17 protein-coding genes and 1 pseudogene are annotated in these 18770 nt (G+C 62.7%); 5 read left to right on the plus strand and 13 right to left on the minus strand.

The features are described from left to right. Positions 1-25 precede the first annotated feature (25 nt). The 11 genes from K3724_RS15990 to K3724_RS16040 form a co-directional block, all read right to left on the minus strand. Positions 26-544 carry a nitrous oxide reductase accessory protein NosL gene (locus K3724_RS15990; RefSeq protein WP_259987093.1) on the minus strand — a complete coding sequence of 173 codons (519 nt, stop codon included), beginning with the start codon at positions 542-544 and terminating at the stop codon, positions 26-28. Next, complete coding sequence (locus tag K3724_RS15995; protein WP_259987095.1) at positions 541-1362, minus strand: ABC transporter permease; 822 nt, start codon at positions 1360-1362, stop codon at positions 541-543. Before K3724_RS15995 ends, K3724_RS15990 begins: the two co-directional genes overlap by 4 nt. Further along, a complete protein-coding gene (locus K3724_RS16000) occupies positions 1359-2261 on the minus strand; it encodes an ABC transporter ATP-binding protein (RefSeq protein ID WP_259987097.1) in 903 nt (300 codons plus the stop codon). Before K3724_RS16000 ends, K3724_RS15995 begins: the two co-directional genes overlap by 4 nt. After that, positions 2254-3522 carry a nitrous oxide reductase family maturation protein NosD gene (locus K3724_RS16005; RefSeq protein ID WP_259987099.1) on the minus strand — a complete coding sequence of 423 codons (1269 nt, stop codon included), beginning with the start codon at positions 3520-3522 and terminating at the stop codon, positions 2254-2256. The genes K3724_RS16000 and K3724_RS16005 overlap by 8 nt, the downstream gene beginning before the upstream one ends. 3 nt (positions 3523-3525) lie before the next feature. Beyond that, a complete protein-coding gene (gene nosZ, locus K3724_RS16010) occupies positions 3526-5439 on the minus strand; it encodes a TAT-dependent nitrous-oxide reductase (protein ID WP_259987113.1) in 1914 nt (637 codons plus the stop codon). A gap of 11 nt (positions 5440-5450) precedes the next feature. Further along, on the minus strand, positions 5451-7643 hold the full coding sequence (locus K3724_RS16015) for a NosR/NirI family protein (RefSeq protein WP_259987115.1): 2193 nt from the start codon (positions 7641-7643) through the stop codon (positions 5451-5453). Then, the gene (locus K3724_RS16020) at positions 7634-8098 is read right to left on the minus strand and encodes a hypothetical protein (protein WP_259987117.1); all 465 of its coding nucleotides are present in this window, start codon (positions 8096-8098) and stop codon (positions 7634-7636) included. Before K3724_RS16020 ends, K3724_RS16015 begins: the two co-directional genes overlap by 10 nt. A 138-nt stretch (positions 8099-8236) precedes the next feature. Beyond that, complete coding sequence (locus K3724_RS16025; RefSeq protein ID WP_237455363.1) at positions 8237-8998, minus strand: ABC transporter permease; 762 nt, start codon at positions 8996-8998, stop codon at positions 8237-8239. Next, positions 8995-9741, minus strand: coding sequence for an ABC transporter permease (locus tag K3724_RS16030; protein ID WP_259987120.1), 747 nt, complete (start codon positions 9739-9741; stop codon positions 8995-8997). The genes K3724_RS16025 and K3724_RS16030 overlap by 4 nt, the downstream gene beginning before the upstream one ends. Positions 9742-9750: 9 nt before the next feature. Beyond that, positions 9751-10515 carry a transporter substrate-binding domain-containing protein gene (locus K3724_RS16035; RefSeq protein ID WP_259987122.1) on the minus strand — a complete coding sequence of 255 codons (765 nt, stop codon included), beginning with the start codon at positions 10513-10515 and terminating at the stop codon, positions 9751-9753. 39 nt (positions 10516-10554) lie between these two features. After that, entirely contained in the window at positions 10555-11352 is a 798-nt protein-coding gene (locus tag K3724_RS16040; RefSeq protein WP_259987133.1) for an ABC transporter ATP-binding protein, read from the minus strand. A 97-nt stretch (positions 11353-11449) separates the two neighbouring features. Here K3724_RS16040 and K3724_RS16045 point away from each other — a divergent pair, with 97 nt between their 5' ends. From K3724_RS16045 to K3724_RS16065, 5 genes and pseudogenes are all read left to right on the plus strand, one after another. Continuing rightward, complete coding sequence (locus tag K3724_RS16045) at positions 11450-12097, plus strand: TetR/AcrR family transcriptional regulator (protein ID WP_259987136.1); 648 nt, start codon at positions 11450-11452, stop codon at positions 12095-12097. Then, positions 12094-13278 carry a pyridoxal phosphate-dependent aminotransferase gene (locus tag K3724_RS16050; RefSeq protein WP_259987138.1) on the plus strand — a complete coding sequence of 395 codons (1185 nt, stop codon included), beginning with the start codon at positions 12094-12096 and terminating at the stop codon, positions 13276-13278. The genes K3724_RS16045 and K3724_RS16050 overlap by 4 nt, the downstream gene beginning before the upstream one ends. Then, positions 13275-14879 carry a 5-guanidino-2-oxopentanoate decarboxylase gene (locus tag K3724_RS16055; protein WP_259987140.1) on the plus strand — a complete coding sequence of 535 codons (1605 nt, stop codon included), beginning with the start codon at positions 13275-13277 and terminating at the stop codon, positions 14877-14879. The genes K3724_RS16050 and K3724_RS16055 overlap by 4 nt, the downstream gene beginning before the upstream one ends. Before the next feature lie 5 nt (positions 14880-14884). After that, complete coding sequence (locus K3724_RS16060) at positions 14885-15667, plus strand: arginine deiminase family protein (RefSeq protein WP_259987151.1); 783 nt, start codon at positions 14885-14887, stop codon at positions 15665-15667. Positions 15668-15967: 300 nt separating this feature from the next. After that, a pseudogene (locus tag K3724_RS16065) lies at positions 15968-16777 on the plus strand (transposase); the annotation flags it as partial. Between the two features lie 14 nt (positions 16778-16791). Here K3724_RS16065 and K3724_RS16070 read toward each other — a convergent pair. Both K3724_RS16070 and tnpC read right to left on the minus strand, forming a co-directional pair. Next, a complete protein-coding gene (locus K3724_RS16070) occupies positions 16792-17088 on the minus strand; it encodes a hypothetical protein (protein ID WP_259987154.1) in 297 nt (98 codons plus the stop codon). After that, positions 17088-18725, minus strand: a complete 1638-nt coding sequence (tnpC, locus tag K3724_RS16075) for an IS66 family transposase (protein WP_259992664.1) — start codon at positions 18723-18725, stop codon at positions 17088-17090. Before tnpC ends, K3724_RS16070 begins: the two co-directional genes overlap by 1 nt. Positions 18726-18770 lie beyond the last annotated feature (45 nt).

Below are 18770 nucleotides of genomic sequence, written 5' to 3' on the forward strand. Positions count from 1 at the left end.
TATCCTGCATAGGGGCACATTGCGTTTAGGAAGGTGTCTCCAGTTGCCGGTCCAGATCGACCGGCCCCATCACTGCGTCGTCGGGAATGGTCTCAAACCCGGCGACAGTACCGCCATAACGCTCAGAAAACCGGGCGGCGTCCTCAGGCGCGGCAAAAGGCACAACCTCCGGTGCCCCCATGCCGCCAGCCACATTCGACCCTACGACGAAATGCGCGCCCTTGGCATCTATCCAGTTCATAGTGCCGGGATGCGCCCAGCTGGGCGCAGCACCCATGTCGCTGACATAGATGGCGGTGATTTCTGCATCCCGTTCCGGGCTTTTGACATAGGCCGCCAGATCGCGCACTTGGGCAAAAAACAGCGGCACAGGGAAGCCGTCCAGATGAATCTGCCCCTTCGGCCCGCCATGTTCGGACACATTCATTTGGCAGAAATAGCTCAGTGCCACCTCCGTCAGCTCCACCGGCGCGGGCGGCACCTTGGCCTCCTCTTCCTGGCAGGCAGACAAGACCAGCACGGCAGCCAGGATCAGGTGTCTCATGGCTCTACCCTCCGAAACGCAGCACAGGCCAGACCGAAGCCCAGCGCCGGCCACAGCAGCAATGACAGCGGTGCCGCCCAACCGGGCAAGGCACTGGCAGCGCCTGCCATGCCGCTGGACAGCGCGACGCTTTCCGAGGCTGCGACATTCCACAGCCGGAACGCATCCGCCGGGTTGGCGACCATCACCCAAGGGAAGATTTTCTGGGTGAACACTCCGCCGCTGTCCATCACCACGGCACCCAGAAGCCCGAGGTCATAAAGCACCACAAACACCAGCCACACGCCCGCCGACAGGCCAGCCGCGGCAGTGGCGCCGCTGGAAAGCGCCGACAGCGCATAGCCCAGCACCAGGAACACGGCTCCCAGCAGGATCGAGGTCAGCACCAGCCGCCCCAGCGCCAGCAGGCTTTCAGGCCCAGCGCCGCCGAACCAGGCGGCAACAGCCCCCGCCGCGCCAAAACCGATGATCATCGCAATCGCCAGCGCAGCCAGATGCGCCATCAGCTTTCCCAACAGGATCTCTGCCCGCCCCGCGGGATAGGCCAGGAGCAGCGCAAGGCTGCCCCTGTCGCGATCCCCGGCCACCGCATCAAACCCCATCATCAGCGCCAGCAGCGGTGCCAGATAAACCGACAGCGTGGTCATCGAGGCGACAGACACTGTCAGCATATCCACTCCCAGCGTCCCCGTCGGCGCCGAGCCGGCAAAGGACAGCGCCAGCGCGAAGGCCAGCATGATCAGCGTGGCCATGAACAGCCAGCGGTTGCGGCGCAGGATCAGCATCTCGGCGCGGGCAATGGCAAAGGCGCGTCTCATTTGCGGTCCTCCCCTGAGTAATGGCGATAAAGGTCTTCCAGCCGCGGCGGCACCATGTCGATATCCGCCACTGCATCGCCCATGGCCGCAATCTTGCGCAGCTCGGCCATCTTGTCCTGCGGGTTGCACAGGATCTCGACCGAGGCGCCATTGATACGGCGCCCGCCGGTTTCAATTGCGATCCGGTCCGCTTGCGACGCGCTCGCCTGCACCCGCAGCTTGACCGGCAGCCCGGCCTGCGCCGACAGGCCTGCCAGCGTGTCATCCGCCACTTTCACCCCTTTGCGCAGAATGGCGATACGGTCGGTGCGCGCCTCCACCTCGGTCAGCGCGTGGCTGGCGATCAGCACCGCGGCGCCCTGCTCTGCCAATTCATTAATGATGGCGTACAGGTCCTGGCGCGAGATCGGATCCAGACCGCTGGTCGGTTCATCCAGCAACGCCAGCTTCGGGCGGCCCAGCAGTACCTGTGCCAAACCCAGGCGCTGCCGCATCCCTTTGGAATAAGCACCGATGCGGCGGTGCATGGCCTCACCCAATCCAACGCGCTCCAGTAACCCGTCTATATCCGGGCGCTCCCTGGCCAGGCGGGCAAACAGCGACAGCTGCTCATGCCCGGTCAGTGCCGGGTGAAAGCTGACCGCCTCGGGCAGAAAGGCGGTGGCGGAACGCGCTGCCGCACTGCCGGGTGCTGCGCCGCAGATGCGGATGCTGCCGCCCTCATGCCGGATCAGGCCCAGCACCGCCTTGATCAGCGTCGACTTGCCGGCGCCGTTGTGGCCGAGGAGCGCCAGCCGCTCGCCCGGTGCGATATCCAGGTCGATGCCATGCAGAACCTGTGTCTTGCCGCGGAACTTGTCCATCGCGCGGATCTGCAGCGGGCTGTTTGCGTTATCCATCCTGTTCAACCTTTCTGGCGGCCTCTGGCCGTTCCGGCCGCATCAGCGGGTGGCTGTCGATCACCCCGCCCGGCAGCAACGCCGGGAAGGCCGATTGCGACCACCGCACCAGCTGCACCGCAGGTGATCCCATCAGCAGCTTCGCCGCCGGCTGGGTCCACAGCACATGATCCATACTGTCATTCGGGCGGTACGGCGCGTCAGCGATGCCGTCTCCGTCCACATCAAAACCTGCGAAATCGGACCAGTAGTTTCCTTGCCCGTCTTCGCTCCACTCCACCCATTTGCTGGAGACGAATTTCACCTGATGCCGGTTGCCGGCAAAGGCGTTGCCGACTATCCGATTGCCGGCACTGCCCGCGGTGAAATGGATGCCGATCCCGCATCCCTCAAACCAATTGCCGGAGAAATCATTCTTGTGCGCATTGTAAAGGAAAGTGCATTTCCCCTTGGCGCCCTTAACATAATTGCCGCGGAACTCGCCCTGATTGGCGTAGTTCAGCATCATCCCGTGATCACGGTCGTTGAGCGAGACGTTTCCCGTCACCTTGACCCGGGTGGAAAACATCACCGCATAGCCAAGGTGGTTGCCGACCGAGACATTGCCCGAAACCTCGGAATTGTCGGCATACATGTAATGCACTGCAAAACGCAGATCGCGGAACAGGTTGTCGCGAAAGGTATTCTTCTTGGAGTTGTTCACAAAAATACCGTCGCGCCCGTATTGGATGTCATTGCCATCCACCACCGCGCCCGGCGCATTCCAGACATAGACGCCATTGCCGCGGGAATTCATGTGATGGTCCAAGCGGCCTTCGATCCGGTTGCCCTGCACCAAGCTGTCTTTGGCGCCGTGAATATCCACGCCATACAGGTTCCCCAGCAGCACGTTGTTCAGGATCTGCGGCGCCTTCGCCGTCTTGGTGAGCTTGATGCCGCTGTCGATCTCCTGATGCGAGGAGCCGGAGCCAATGACAGTCAGGTTTTGCACAGTAACGCCAGGGCCGGTCACCGTGATGACCGACCCCAGCCCCCGGCCGTCCAATGTGGCATGGCCCTGCCCGTCAAGGATGACGGGACGGCCCAGAACCAGCGTTTCGGCATATTCGCCGGGGGCGAGGCGGAGGGTGTCGCCATCCGCCACCTGCGCCAGAGTTTCAGCGATGGCCCCTGCCCGGTTGGGCACCTCCCAATCCGCCGCCCACGCGGGCGCCAGGCCGGTCAGGGCCGCAACCAGAGTTATAGGCAGGAGCCGTTTCATCGGTTACGCGCTCCGCGGCTCAACCAGCATCCGGCCGCGCATTTCCATGTGCAGCGCGTGGCAGAACCACTGGCAATAGTACCAATGCACGCCGGGACGGTCGGCGGTAAAGGTGACCGAGGCAGTCGCCTGCGGGCCGATCTCCATGGCAACGCCATAGTTGCCCAGGCAGAAGCCATGGGTCAGATCGTCAATGTCATCCAGGTTGGTGACATAAACCGTGACCTCGTCACCCTGTTTGACGGTGAACTTTTCAAGGCTGAACGCAGGCGCCTGGCTGGACATATAGACCCGCACCTTGTCTCCGTCGCGAATGATCGTATCCTGATAGTCATCCAGATCCACACCGTCCGCTTCGGCCTGTTTGCGCGCATCTTCCCACATCGTGTCATTGCGGTCCCAGATGTTGACCGGGTTGACGATATCGCGGCGGACCATGATCACATCATGCGGCTCGGCAAAGGTCGGACCGTCATGCACCACTTTCATCTGATCAGTTGAGATGTCGATGATCTGCTCGTTCTCGGGTTTCAGCGGACCCACATTCAGGAACCGGTCCTTGGAGAACTTGTTCAGCGAGATCAGCCACCTGCCATCGGCTTCCTTGGTTTCGCCCATGGTGCTGTGGTTGTGGCCCGGCTGGTAATGCACGTCGACCTTCGACACGATCGGATCCACATCTTCGCCCGCGTAGGCCTGGACCGCCTTGGCGATGTTCCATTTCACCATCTGGCTGTCGAGGAACAGCGTGGTATAGGCAAAGCCCTTGCCGTCATAGGCGGTGTGAAGCGGACCCAATCCCAGTTCGGGTTCGGCCACAATGCAGGAGCGCGGATCGGCATCGCTGTCAAACAGCGCGTCCAGTTTGGTCACATCCATCACCGACACGGTGGGCGACAGCTTGCCGTTGATGCAGACATGTTTTCCGTCCGGCGCGGTATTGATGCCGTGCGGCGAGTTGGGGATCGGGATGTAGCGGGTATAGTTCTTGTTCTGGCCTTTGCGGCCGTCCAGAACCTTGACGCCTTTCAGCTCCTGATAGTCGCCGGCTTCGATCCCGGCTTCAATCTCTTTGAGGTTGAATACCACGACGTGATCCATCTCGTTTTCGGTCATCTCGGCCAGGTTCATGCCCATTTCCGAGTTGTAGGAGGTCGAGAAGGCATATTTGCCCTGATAGTCGCAGTCGCAATTGTCCAGGTTGCCCGAGACAATCACCTGCCAGGCCACTTCCATGCTGTCGCCGTCCAGCGCCGAGAAGATGTTCACATACTTATCAGGCTCATCCAGGATCGAGCCATCGTTGATCAGCGGTGTTTCATCTTCGCCATTGGCAAAGACATATCCGGTGCGCGGGAATTTCTGCGGACGCAGCCCGTGGATTGCCTTGGCGTTGGGAATCTCGGTGATCTTGTCGCACTTCATCACATCGCAGCGCACCCGGGCAACGCGGGTGTTGGCCTTGTCATTCATGAAGATGTAACGACCGTCATAGGTGCCATCGGTGAACGACATATGCGGGTGGTGCAGGTCGCCGTTGTCATAGGTTTTCAGGCCGCGCTTGGCGAGGAATTCCTTGGTATCGGGCTGCAAGCCCTCGGTAAGCACCTTCAGGCTTTCGTTGGTCTGGCCCCAGCCGGTGGCCGAGCAGCGGTTGAACACCGGCACCCGCATCAATTCACGCATGGACGGGAAGCCCAGGATGCGCATTTCGCCGGTCTGGCCGGACGACCAGAAGCCATAATATTCATCCAGCTCGCCGGGGGCCAGGTTGATACCATCACTGGCCGCCTTTGCCGGACCTGCGCCCAGCAGCGAGGTGCCCACGCCGGCTGCGGCAAGTGCTGCGCCGGTTGCCGTGGCCCCCAGCAGTCCGCGGCGGGTCACCGGCATTTTGTTTTTCAGTTCTTCAGACATGATGTCCTCCTTCAGGAAACTTTTGTCCTGTTCGCGTTGGGGTGGTTGGCCGGCGGCTGGCCCAAAACAACGTCGGGGGCCGGGCTGCCGGTTTTTGCCCGGCGTTTCAGCTGTTTGATCACAACCGGGCATTTGGTTTCGGATTGGTACAGAACCTGGCAATGCAGGCAGTCCACGCATTCGTTCGGATTGATCTCACCGGTGGGGTGAATGGCCTGAACGGGGCATTCGTTGGCGCAGGTCTGGCAGGGGCTGCCGCATTCCTTGTAGCGGCGGAGCCAGTCGAACATCCGCACCCGCGCCGGGATCGCCAAAGCTGCCCCCAGCGGGCACAGGTAGCGGCAATAGAACCGCTCAACGAACAGACCGAGTCCCAGAAGCACCAGCGCAAAGACCACAAACGGCCAGTCGCGCACGAACTTCAGGATGATCGCGGTCTTGAACGGCTCCACCTCGGCATAGGTTTCCGCCAGCGGAACCGACACCATCGAGACGCCGAACAGGCCAAGGAAGATCATGTATTTTGCAGGCCACAGGCGCTCATGCAGGCTCCAGGGCAAGGTGATCTGCGGCACGCGGGCTGCACGGGCGATTTTGTTGGTCAGCTCCTGCAGCGCACCGAACGGGCACAGCCAGCCGCAGTAGGCACCCCTCCCCCAGAACAGCAGCGCGGCGGCCACGGCAAACCACTGGATGAACACCAGCGGATCCAGCAGGAAAGCATCCCAGGAAAACCCGCTCCGCAAGGAGCCTGCCAGCGCCATCAGGTTCACCACGCTCAGCTGCGCATTGGCGTACCAGCCCAGAAACACCAGGGTAACGGTCAGGTATCCGATGCGGAACCAGTAAAAGACACGCGCATTCGCGGTGGCCTGGAACTGGAAGAAGAACACCCCTGTCAGCACCAGCAGCATCACACCCAGCCCCCCGATCTCCAGTGTGCGGTCTTTCCAGATCCGCTGCCACAGGGCTGCCTTTGCCGCAGCCTCGCCGGTGTCATCCGCCACCATCTTGGGTGCAGGCGCGGCAGGCAGCAGATATTGCTCCGGCAGCTTGTAGCCCAGATCAAAGGTCAGGAACGCCCGCTCCAGCGCCCCCACCGACCGCTGCACCAAAAGCTGCAGGCGGAACGGTTCGGCCGGATCAAATTCCGCATCCGCCGGGATTTTGAACAGGTCCAGTTCACCAAAGCTGGGGCTGTCACCAGTGGCCAATCCCCCCAGCCGCTTGTGCTGCTTGTCAAAAAACCGCACCGAGGCATCGCCCTGGATCAGCTGGATCCGGTCGAAAATGCCACCGCGCACATAGCCAGACCCCTTGAAGCTGTAGCTGCCGCGCCCCATCACCAGAAGGGCGTGCTCACCCTCCTTCAGCCAGGCCTTCAGGTTCCGGTACTCGGCCTCGCCCAGCAGCGACTTGCCGATCGACGGCACCGAAACCAGCGCCATTTGCATGTCGATGAAAGTATCGTCCGGCGCTCCGGCCTCAGGCCGTTTGATCGCGCGCTGGTCGCCGGTGGCCTCAAAGACCGCGTTGATCTGGCCTACGTCCAGCGTCATCCGCCGGACCGAGCCGTCGCCTGCCAGCGCGGTCCAATCCGCGACTTCCGCGCGGGCCATATCGACCTCGCGCTTCGGCCCGTCCGCCTGCACCGGCGACAGCCCGCCCAGCCCCAGCGCCCGCGCCACCTTGATCCCGGCGCGCACCAGGCTGTCGTCGATCACCATAATGGTCACCGTCGCACCCGAGATAATGTCGAGATCATGGGCATCGCCGCCCGCCGCCGCCTCGGCCTTCAGGTCCAGCCCGGCGTAGCTTTCGGTCAGCTTGACCATCTTGGCGTTCGGGATGCCGATCAGCACGATCGGTTCCGAGTGTTTGACCAGCTTAACGCCGGTCAGCAGCGCATCGGTGTCAATCGCGGCCACCACATGGATCGGCTTGCCGCTGTAGCCTGTGGTGCCGACAAAATCCGAGGTCAGAAAGGCATAGGCGACTGTTTCGCCCGCCTTCAGCACCGGCGCCACCGGCACATCGCTGCGCACCGGGCCAAAGGCCTCGGCGCCGGGCACCAGGTCGGCAGGTGTCAATTCTGTCAGGAAAGAGTCGAGGCTGTCTGCCTCAGCACCCACCGCGGAAAATACGGCGGCTAATGTCATTACAAGGGCTGATATCCAGCCCCGGAAGGCGCTTGTCAGGACCATGGCGCCTCTCCTTTCGTTAGAGTGGCTGCCACGGACGCGCGCAGGGCGCGTTCGGAATCTATTTCTGTAACCAACGGAGGCCCGCGGCCCTCATGCCAGTATTGCGCCGGGTTCGGCTGCACCGCGGTTCCCGCAGGCAGCAGCACGCCGCAGTCGGCAGCCCGGCTGATGCCAGAGCGCAGGACGCTTACAGGCCCCGCCCCGTTTTCAGCAGCGCACAGCGGACAGGTGCTGCATTTGGGACAATCCTGAGACTCACTGCTGTCCTCGGAAGCGATCTGAATTTCCACCACGCCGAATTCGCCGCAGATCTCAATCCAATCACCGCCCGCCGCAGCCTGCCCAGCGCCCGGAAAGGCGACTTGCAGAACAAGCATGAAGATGGCGCACAGCCCCGTCAGCCGCCGGAGAAACCCGGCGCGGCAGACGAACGATATGAAAAAGGGGCGCGGCATCTGTTACAAGATTCTCTTGCTGCATTCGCCGCTGACACTAGAGGTAACTTCCGTGCCGTTATTTGATGTATGTCAGATAAATCAGAGATTCCGGACCGATTGGCCACGGTCCGGAAGACAGGCTAACCACCCGGCAGATCAGCCTTTCTCGAACCGCCGGAAGGCCAGGGTTATCACGCCCGCAATCGCCATATAGACCACAGCAAGAAGCAACAGCGGCTCATAGACAATGAACGTATCGGACCGCACGCGGGAGGATACCGAGTAGATCTCGACCACCGTGATTGTCGCCACCAGCGGTGTCGCCTTCAGCTGCAGGATGGTCTCACCGCCCAAGGTCGGCAGTACATTGCGGATCGCCTGCGGCAACCAGATCCGGCGGAACATGGTGAAGCGCGGCATGCCAAAGGATTTCGCCGCCTCCAGCTGCCCCTTGGCAACACTGGAAAACGCGCCTCGCATGACCTCACCCTCATAGCCCGCATAAGACAGCGACAGCGCAAGCACCGCATAGGGCCAGGCCTGGCGCAGGTACGGCCACAGCTCGGACGAGCGGATCCAGGGGAACTGCGGAAACAGCGAGCCCAGCCCGTAATACAGCAGCCAGATCTGCAGCAGCAAAGGCGTGCCGCGAATGATGGTGCAGAAGGTGCGCGCAGGAATGGACAGATACCAGGGGCCAACAGCCTGTGCCAACCCCAGCGGCACCGCCAGCAGGAACCCGATGACAAGGGATGCCGCCAGAATCCAGATCGTCGTCCATAGCCCTTCCAGCGCCAGCGGCGCATATTTCGGCAGCCAATCCCAGCGCAGCGAAACCGCACACCAGATCACCAGCGCCGCAAAGATCAGCATCATCACGATACGGTGCGGCTGCATCAGGTCCCTGAGGCCGGTCATGACGTGCCCCCCCTCAGCGAGGGCTGGCCGCGCCGCGCCCATTTCTCAATCCGCGCAAAGACCGCGCCGGAACACAGCGTCACCATTAGATAAAGGAACCCGGCCGCCAGGAAGAAAGTGAAATAAGCCCGCGTGCTGCTGGCCGCCTGGCGGGTCTCCAGTGTCAGCTCGTTAAAGCCGACAACCGCCAGCAGCGCGGTGTCCTTGGTGGCGATCAGCCACAGGTTTGCCAGCCCCGGCACCGCAAAACTCATCATCGCCGGGATCGTCACCCGCCGCATGATCATGAAAGCGGGCATGCCATAGGATTTCGCCGCCTCGATCTGCCCCACCGGCACCGCCTGGATGGCGCCGCGCAGCACTTCGGTGGCATAGGCCCCCTGCACAATTCCCAAGACCCAGATGCCGGCGGCAACGCCGTTGATCTCGACCCGGCCGCCGCCCAAACCTTCGGAGATTTTATTGATGATATCGCTGCCCACGTAATAAAGGATCAGGATCAGCACCAGTTCCGGCACTGCCCGGATCACCGTGGTGTAAATGGCGAGAAGATCACGCGTGACCTTCCCGCCATAAAGTTTGCCATAGGCTCCGAACAGCCCGATCGCCAGCCCCAGCCCATAGGCGCCAATGGCGATTTGCAAGGAATTGGCAAGCCCGCGCAGCAGGTTGCCTCCCCAGCCCGACAGCGACAGCAGCTCTGCGCTGGCGCCGAGGCCCAGTAATTCGAACAGTCCGGTCATGGCAGCAGCTTAGTAGATGCTGGTGGTGAAGTATTTGGCAGTGATCTTCTCATGGGTGCCATCGGCCAGAACCGCAGCGATACCCTTGTTCAGCGCCTCGCGCAGCGCATCGTCGCCCTGCCGCACACCAGCGCCGACACCGCGGCCCAGGATCGCCGGATCATCAGCAACCGCTCCCTTGATCTCGCAGCAGCCGCCAGTATCCGAACCCACGAAGTCCGCCATTGCAATGCTGTCCGCCTGGGTTGCGTCGATACGGCCGGCAAACAGGTCCTGATTGGCCTCATCCTGGGTCTGATAGACCTTCAGCTCGGCGTCCTTGAAGTATTCCTGCGCATAGGCCTGATGAATGGTCGAGGCCTGAATGCCAACGATCTTGCCCGCCAGCGAGTCCGGGGTCGCCTCGATATCCATCGACTTATCCGCCACGATCACCGCCGGAGTGTTGTAGTAAGGATCGCTGAAATCAATGGTCTTCAGCCGCTCCTCGGTGATCGACATCGAGGCCATGATGGCGTCGATCTGCTGGCCGGTCAGCGACGGAATGATGCCGTCCCAGGCCACAGGTGTAATCACGCAGTCCAGCTCAGCCGCGGCGCAAACCGCACCGATCATCTCGACCTCCCAGCCGACCCAGTTGCCGGAGCTGTCGAGCGACGCAAACGGCGGATAAGGCTCGGCGGCGATGCCGATCTTAACCTGTTCCGCAGCAGCGGCACCAGCAGTCAGGGCGGCGGCTGCGGTGGCCGCGGCAAGCAATGCTTTCAGTTTCATTTTTCTCTCCCAGTTGATTTTTATTGTAGTGGTAGTGGATCAGGCGACCGAGCTTAAAAATTGCTTCAGCCGCTCTGATTGCGGATTGCCAAAGACCTCGGCAGGCGGTCCCTGCTCTTCGATGCGGCCCTGGTACAGATAGACAACGTGGTTTGCGACTTCGCGCGCGAATTTCATCTCGTGGGTGACCAGCAGCATGGTGCGCCCCTCGGCGGCCAGATCGCGGATCACCGTCAGCACCTCCCCCACCAGTTCGGGGTCCAGGGCTGAGGTCGGCTCGTCAAACAGCATTGCCGACGGGTCCACTGCCAGCGCCCGTGCAATCGCCGCCCGCTGCTGCTGGCCGCCGGACAGGTAGGCGGGATAAGTGTCTTCCTTACCGCCCAAACCAACCCGGTTCAGCAATTCATGCGCACGGGCGATGGCTTCGGCTTTGGGCACTTTCAGCACATGCACCGGCACCTCGATCACATTTTCCAGCAGCGTGCGGTGGGTCCACAGGTTGAACTGCTGAAACACCATCGCCAGCTTGGTCCGGATACGCTCGATCTGCTTCTGATTGGCCGGGGTGCCGTCGCCCCGCATCGCCACGTCCTCGCCGCCGATCACGATCTTGCCTGAACTCGGCGTCTCCAGAAAGTTGATGCAGCGCAGCATGGTGGACTTGCCCGACCCGGACCCGCCGATGATCGCCACCACATCGCCCTGATGGGCGGTCAGCGACACGCCTTTCAGCACCTCCAGAGTGCCGAACGACTTGTGCAGATCCTCAACCCGGATCGCCTCCCGGCGCGCGTCAGTTTCCAAAGCTGATGAGGCGGCAGCGGCTGTGTCCATAGTTGCGTCTTCCCGAATTTTCCGATTGCAGTAAGCCGCGACTCGCGTAATTATGCAAGCGTATAATTTCTATGTCAGGCAAATAACAGGAGCTGAGGTGACCGACGAGCGCCGCAAATTCAAACGTGAATCCGCCGAATCCCGGAAGGAAGCGCTGATTCTGGCCACACTGGAATTGGTGGCGGAAAACGGCGTGCGCGGGGCTACGGTGCGGGGCATTGCCGAGCGCGCCGACGTGACCCAGGGGCTGATCCGGCATTATTTCAGTTCCAAGGAAGAGCTGATCACCGCCGCCTATGAACACCACATGACCTTCATGACCGACCAGACTTTTGCCCCGGCATCGGACGTTCAGAGGTCTGCACTGGCGCGGCTCGCCGCCTTTGTGAATGCCTCGCTGACACCGCCGGTGGTGGACCCGCGCGCCATCGCGCTTTGGGCCAGCTTCCTCAACAAGGTGCAGCAGGATCCGCAGATGAAGGCGACGCACGAACGCACCTATGCCTACTTCCGCGACCAGCTGGAGGCGCTGATCACCGCGGCGCTGGCCGAAGCCGGCCGCCCGGCCCCGCCCGCACGGCTGCGCCAGCTGGCAATTGCCTGCAACGCGCTGATTGACGGGCTGTGGCTGGAGGGCGGCGCCCTGCCCGATGCTTTTGCACCGGGGGAACTGGCAGAAATCGGGCGGCAATCGATTGCCGCAATGACAGGACTGAATTTGGAACAAGGGGCGGGAACGTCATGAAGCTGACAGCAATCACCGAGCGGCTCGCCGGATTGGGCGGTGGCAAATGGGAAGTGCACCTGAAGGCGCGCCAACTGGCCGAAGCGGGTGCCGATCTGGTTGAGATGACCATCGGCGAGCCTGACGTGCCCACTCCGCCGGGCCTGATCCAGACCGCCGCGCAGGCAATGCAGGCCGGCCGCACCGGCTATTCCGACGGGCGCGGCGAAGCCCGCCTGCGCGCCGCGCTGGCCGATGCCTATACTGCCAGCCGCGGGCGTCCTTTCGGGCCGGGGAATATCCTCTGCTTCCCAGGCACCCAGACCGCGCTTTATGCCGTTCTGCAGGGCGTAGCGGAACCCGGCACCGAGGTGCTGGTCGGCGACCCGATGTATGCGACATACGAGGGCGTGGTCCGCGCTTCCGGTGCCGATATGGTTCCGGTGCCGCTGCGGCCTGAGGCCGGATTCCGGATGCAGGCCAGCGACATCGCCGCGCGCATCACACCCCGCAGCCGCGCGATCCTGCTAACCACCCCGCATAACCCCACCGGCGCCATCCTGACCGCCGATGACCTGCGTGAAATCGGCGCGCTGGCAATCAAGCATGACCTCTGGATCATCTCTGACGAAGTCTACGAGCATCTGATTTTCGAGGGCGCAGAGTTCATCTCGCCGCTCTCTGATCCTGCCCTGGCGGATCGGGTGATTGCGGTCTCTTCGATCTCCAAGTCCCACGCCGCACCGGGCTTTCGCAGCGGCTGGTGCGCCGGGCCTGCGGCCTTCTGCACCGCGCTGCTGCCGGTGTCGGAAACCATGCTGTTCGGCAATCAGCCCTTTATCGCTGACATGACCGAAAAAGCCGTGCGCGATGGCTCCCCCGTGGCCCCTGGCATGGCCGCCCGTTTTGCAGCCCGCGCCGATCTGCTGGTCCAGCGCTTGCACGGCGAGACCGAATTGCGCGTCCACCGCCCCGAAGCCGGCATGTTTGCCCTTATTGACGTCTCGGCCACCGGCCTGGACGGTGATGCCTACGCTTGGGACCTTTTGGACAGTGGCGTCGCCGTGATGCCCGGCTCCGCCTTTGGCGGCAGCCTCAAGAACTGGGTGCGCGTCGCGCTTACAATCGACGACAGCAGCTTTGCTACCGCGCTGGACCGGATCACCGCCCACGCAAACCGCAAGGCAAGGAGCGTCGCATGACCGCAAAAACAGTTGGTGAAGCCCTGGTCACAGGGCTGCAGAAACGCGGTGTGACCTGCGTGTTCGGCATCCCCGGCGTTCACACGGTCGAGCTTTACCGCGGCCTCGCAGATTCCGGCATCCGCCACATCACCCCCCGCCACGAGCAAGGCGCAGGTTTCATGGCTGACGGTTATGCCCGCGTCTGCGGCCAGCCGGGCGTCGCCTTTGTAATCACCGGCCCCGGCCTTACGAACACGCTGACTCCGATGGCCCAGGCGCGGGCGGATTCGGTTCCGATGCTGGTGGTCTCGGGCGTCAACACCAGCGGCACCCTCGGCATGGGTCTCGGCCACCTGCACGAACTGCCAGACCAGCACGCCCTGGCAAAAACCGTGGCTTTGGCGTCAGAACACGTGGCGCACCCTGCCGGATTGGAGGCAGCGCTGGACCACGCTTTTGCCCCCTTCTCCGCCGGCCGCCCCGGCCCCACGCACATACAGGTCCCGCTGGACGTCGCAGGCGCCGCATCAGACGACGGCCCGGCACCAGCGGCCCCGCCCCCGCCGCAGCTGGACCCGGCCCTGATCACCAAAGCCGCAAACAGGCTTTTGGCAGCAACCAATGTTGTGATCCTGACCGGCGGCGGCGCGAAAACAGCGGGTGCAAACCTCCAGGCCCTGGCCGAACGCCTGGACGCCCCCGTCGTGCAAACCGTCAACGCCCGCGGCCTGATGCACGGCCACCCGCTGACAGTCCCAGCCAGCCCCAGCCTGCAAGCCACCCGCGCCCTGATCGCTGACGCAGATTGCGTGCTTGCCTTGGGAACCGAGCTGGGACCAACCGACTATGACATGTACGCCACCGGCAGCATGCCCCGGATGGCCGGGCTGATCCGGGTGGATATCTGCCCCGACCAGCTTGCCCGGCATGAAAGCGCGCTGGACATCACGGGCCGCGCAGAAGACGCCGCCGAGGCACTTCTCACCGCCCTGCCCGGACCGGCGAAACAAGGCCAGGGCGCTGAACGTGCACAACACGCCCGCGCCGCTGCTTATGAGGAAATCGGACCGGACTACCGCCGCCAGGTCGAAGTGCTGAACGCCATGCGCGCCGCGGTTCCGGGCTCCTTGATGGTGGGCGATTCCACCCAGCCGATCTATGCCGGCAACCTCTACTACGACCACGACCGTCCCGGCGGCTGGTTCAATGCCGCCACGGGTTATGGCGCGCTTGGCTTTGGCATCCCCGCTGCGATCGGCGCCGCCATCGCCGCGCCGGACACACCAGTGATCTGCATTGCCGGCGACGGCGGCGCGCAATTCTCCCTGCCCGAGATCATGGCCGCCGTGGACGAGGACCTGCCCATCACCTTTGTCCTCTGGAACAATCGCGGTTACGGCGAAATCGCTACCTCAATGGAAGCCGTGGACGTTCCGGTGGTGGGCTGCGACCCGACTCCGCCGGATTTTGAGGCCGCCGCCAAGTCTTTTGGCATCCCCTTCACCCGCGTCTCGATGGATCCGCAAACCGTTGCCGCCGCACTCCGCGAGGCTAGCAGCCGTGGCGCCCCCACCCTTCTTGAAATCGACATTACCGGACCCGTTCCGGAACAGGAGTAACCCCCATGCAAAACCCCACATTTGAGTTCACCCGCGCCATCACCCGCCGCCCCGCCGCCTCCATTGCAAAAGGACTGCGCGCCGAGGACATCGGCAACCCGGATCTGGACAGCATGCTGGCTGCCCATTCGGCTTATGTCATGGCCCTGCGCAGCACCGGCGCCGAGGTGATCGAACTGGATCCGCTGGACGCCTTCCCCGACGCGCAGTTTGTCGAGGACACCGCACTGTGCCTGCCGCAGGGCGCCATCCTGATGCGCCCCGGCGCACCCTCGCGGCTGGGTGAAGTGGCTGAAATGGCCCCCACCCTGCGCGGCAGCTATGGCGACATCCGCGAAATCAAAGGCCCCGGCCATATTGAAGGCGGCGACATCCTGGTGACCGGCAAGGAAATCCTGGTTGGCCGCTCCGACCGCACCGACGCCGCAGGTGTAGCCGAACTTGCTGAAATCGCCGCCGATTGGGGCCATACACTGCGCGAAGTCTTCACCCCGGAAGGCGTCTTGCACTTCAAAACCGATTGTTCGCTGATGGATGCCGAGACAATACTGTCGACCAAGCGCCTTGACGCCTCCGGCTGCTTCAAAGGCTACCGTGTGCTGCATGTGGCCGAAGGTGAGGAAGCGGCGGCAAATGCCATCAGGTTCAACAATCTGGTGCTGATGGCAGCAGGTTTCCCGCGCACTGCAGACATGCTCAACAAGGCGGGTTACCAGATTGTTGAAATCGACAACACCGACTGCGCCAAACTGGACGGCGGCATGTCCTGCCTGTCCCTGCGGTTCTGACCCCGGCAGCAAAGGCCCTGGAGCCCTTCCGCGCAGCGGTGTCAACCAAAGCTGCGCGGAACCTCGGAGTGGACGGCTTTCTGCAACCCTTGCGTCCAGAAATGGCCCCGCTTTTTTGACCTGTTTGCAGCCTGTTTAAGGTGGACCAGGGTTTCACATCAGGCTTCATGGGTTCTATTTTGCTTTCACAGGCCTCATCCGGGGTTAAGATGCCATGGGCCTGTTCTGTTGAAAAACCCGGGTTGTTTTGGGTGTTGAGTGCTGATTCACTTTCCGCGAGGCAAGCGGAGGTGCGTGGCAATGATGGGGCCACGGCAGGAAGCGCAGGGCGCGCTGTTCTATAAGTTCCCGATCGAGGATCATGTCCCGCAGGATCACATGCTTCGGGCGATAGATCGGTTCGTCGACCTGTCTGGCATCCGGCGGCACCTGGCTCCTTTCTACAGTCCGGCCGGCAGGCCGCCGGTTGATCCGGAACTGATGATCCGGATGCTCCTGGCCGGTTACACGATGGGCATCCGCTCGGAGCGGCGGCTCTGCGAGGAGGTGCATCTCAACCTCGCCTATCGCTGGTTCTGCCGCCTTGATCTGACCGGCCCAGTGCCCGGCCATTCGACCTTCTCAAAGAACCGGCACGGCCGGTTCCGCGATAGCGATCTCTTGCGGCATCTGTTCGAGACGGTGGCCGCGCGCTGCATCGAGAAAGGATTGGCGAGTGGTCAGCGCTTTGCGGCGGATGCCAGCCTGATCCAGGCCGATGCCAACCGGCAGAACTCGTCGCCGCAAGCGGACTGGGCCCCCGAGAAGATCAACCCCGAGAACGCGCCGCGCGCTGTCAGGGAGGATCTGGCGGCGCTCGGCGATGCGGCCTTCGGCGCGGCCAGCCCGGTAAAGCCGAAGTTCACCTCGCATTCCGATCCGGCCTCGCAATGGACCGGCGCACGGGGTGGACCCGCCTATTTTGCCTATTCCACGAACGACCTGATCGACACCGGCAATGGCGTGATCCTCGATGTCGAGGCGACCCGCTCGATCCGGCAAGCCGGGGCCGATGCCGTGCGGACAATGGTGGATCGGGTGAGCGATGCCTTCGACCTGAAACCTGAACGGTAAGCGCCCGATTTCTACCGCAGCGGCTGGTTCTTGACCCGAGCGATAATGTCCGGTTCCCCGACGAAGTCATCGAGGAAGCTGTGCCATGTCTCAACGGACACACGTGCTGACGCCAGCATGTCGCGCAATTCGTGGATGCCCTCGTCGGTCAGTGCCGTAATGTAGTCGTCGCGTCCGATGTGGACGCTAACTATGTTGCCGTAGGAGAGGTTGTCGTCGTTGCTAACAATAACCTCGAGAAGTCCGGGATCTTCTCTCAGCAGGTCGGCGGCATGGGCGATGGAGCAGACGTAGGTCGTGGCTGCCATTACGCAGCCTCGTTGCGTGTTTGATCTGCCGGCTTCCAATTCCAAGGAAGCAATTCGGCCAGCCGGTTGACCATGTGATCGTGGATGCGGTCCAAGACATCTGCAAGGTAGGCCTGAGGATCGAGGCCGTTCATCTTTGCCGTCTCGATGACGGTCATCGCGCGGGCGAGCGTGTTACCGCCGGTATCCGAACCCGCGAATAGCCAGTTTCGCCTGCCGGCGCCAATGGGTCTCAGCGCGCGCTCGGCGGGATTGTTGTCGATAGCCACGCGCCCGTCCTCCAGGAACAGCGTGAACGAGGGCCAGCGGCTCAGCCCGTAGCGGAACGCCTTGGCCAGATCACTCTTGCCGGGAATGCGCGTGAGCTGCTTTTCGGCCCAGTCCCGGAACGCATCGGCCTTGGGCTTGCTTTCCTTTTGGCGCACGGCCAGCCGCAACTCGGCAGGCTTGCCGCTGATTTCCCGTTCGATGTCGTACAGCGCTCCGATACGGTCGAGCGCCTCACGCGCGATTTCGGATTTCGTTGCTGTCCAGACATCGTGGAAGTCGCGCCGAAGATGCGCCCAACACGCGGCCTCCCGGAACTGGCTCTTGCCGTCCAGACCGGCGGCATAGAGCTTGGCATAGCCCTTGTAGCCATCCGCCTGGAGAATGCCGCTGGTCTCGCCAAGATGGGCAAGCACATGCTCTTCCTTCCAGTCCGGGGCAAAGTGATAGACCGCTCCGGGCGGAGCCGTGCCCGCCCATGGGCGCTGATCGCGGACATAGGCCCAGATCCGGCCTTTTTTGACGCGCTTTCCAAGCCCCTTGTCGCGCCGACCTCGGTCGAGAACCCGGATGGGCGTGTCATCTGCGTGCAGAAGATCGCTGGCCATGATCTCGGCCTCGATCTTCTCGATCTTCTCGATCAGCGGCGCCAGCGTCCTCATCGCGCCGCCGCACCAGTCGACCAGGGTCGTGTCCGGGATGTCCGCGCCCATGCAGGCGAAGATCTCATTCTGGCGATACAACGGCACGTGGTCGTCGAATTTCGAGGTCAGCACATAAGCCAGAAGGTTCGGGCCCGCCATGCTGCGGGGAATGGGACGGCTGGGCGCGGGGTTCTGAACGATCTTTTCGCAGCGCCGACAGGATTTTTTGATGCGCGCGATCTCGATGACCTTCAGCTTGGCTGCGATCATGTCGACCAACTCGCTGACATCCTCCCCGATCACCCGCAGATCGCCTCCGCAATCCGGGCAACTGTCTCCGGGATCAAGCTCGCGGCGCTCGCGCGGCGTGTCCTTCGACACCTTCGGACGGCGGCGCTTCGGGTCCCGCGGCGCGGCTGGTTCCGGGGTCTGGCTGTCCGTCTCCGGCTCCTCACCGCCATCCGACAGCAGTTCATCCGCCTCGGCGAGTGCAACCCGCAAGTCTTCCAGCGCCAGTTCCAGTTGTTCGATCTCGCGTTCGATCTTTTCCGAACTGGAGCCGAATTTCTGCTTCTGCAATCTGACGATCCGGACACGCAACGCCTGAACCAGCAGATCATGGGCCCGCAAACTGGCAGATATCTTCTGGTTTTCCGCCTGCAACGCGGCGATCATTGCCTTCAGAACGGCGGGGTCGTTGGGGAGAGGCATGGCTTCTGCGGACATGGCCGTGGATACCATACCTCCAGTCCAGACACCATAAAAACAAGA

Origin of the sequence: Leisingera sp. M658, from assembly GCF_025144145.1 — a bacterium.
Classification (GTDB): domain Bacteria; phylum Pseudomonadota; class Alphaproteobacteria; order Rhodobacterales; family Rhodobacteraceae; genus Leisingera.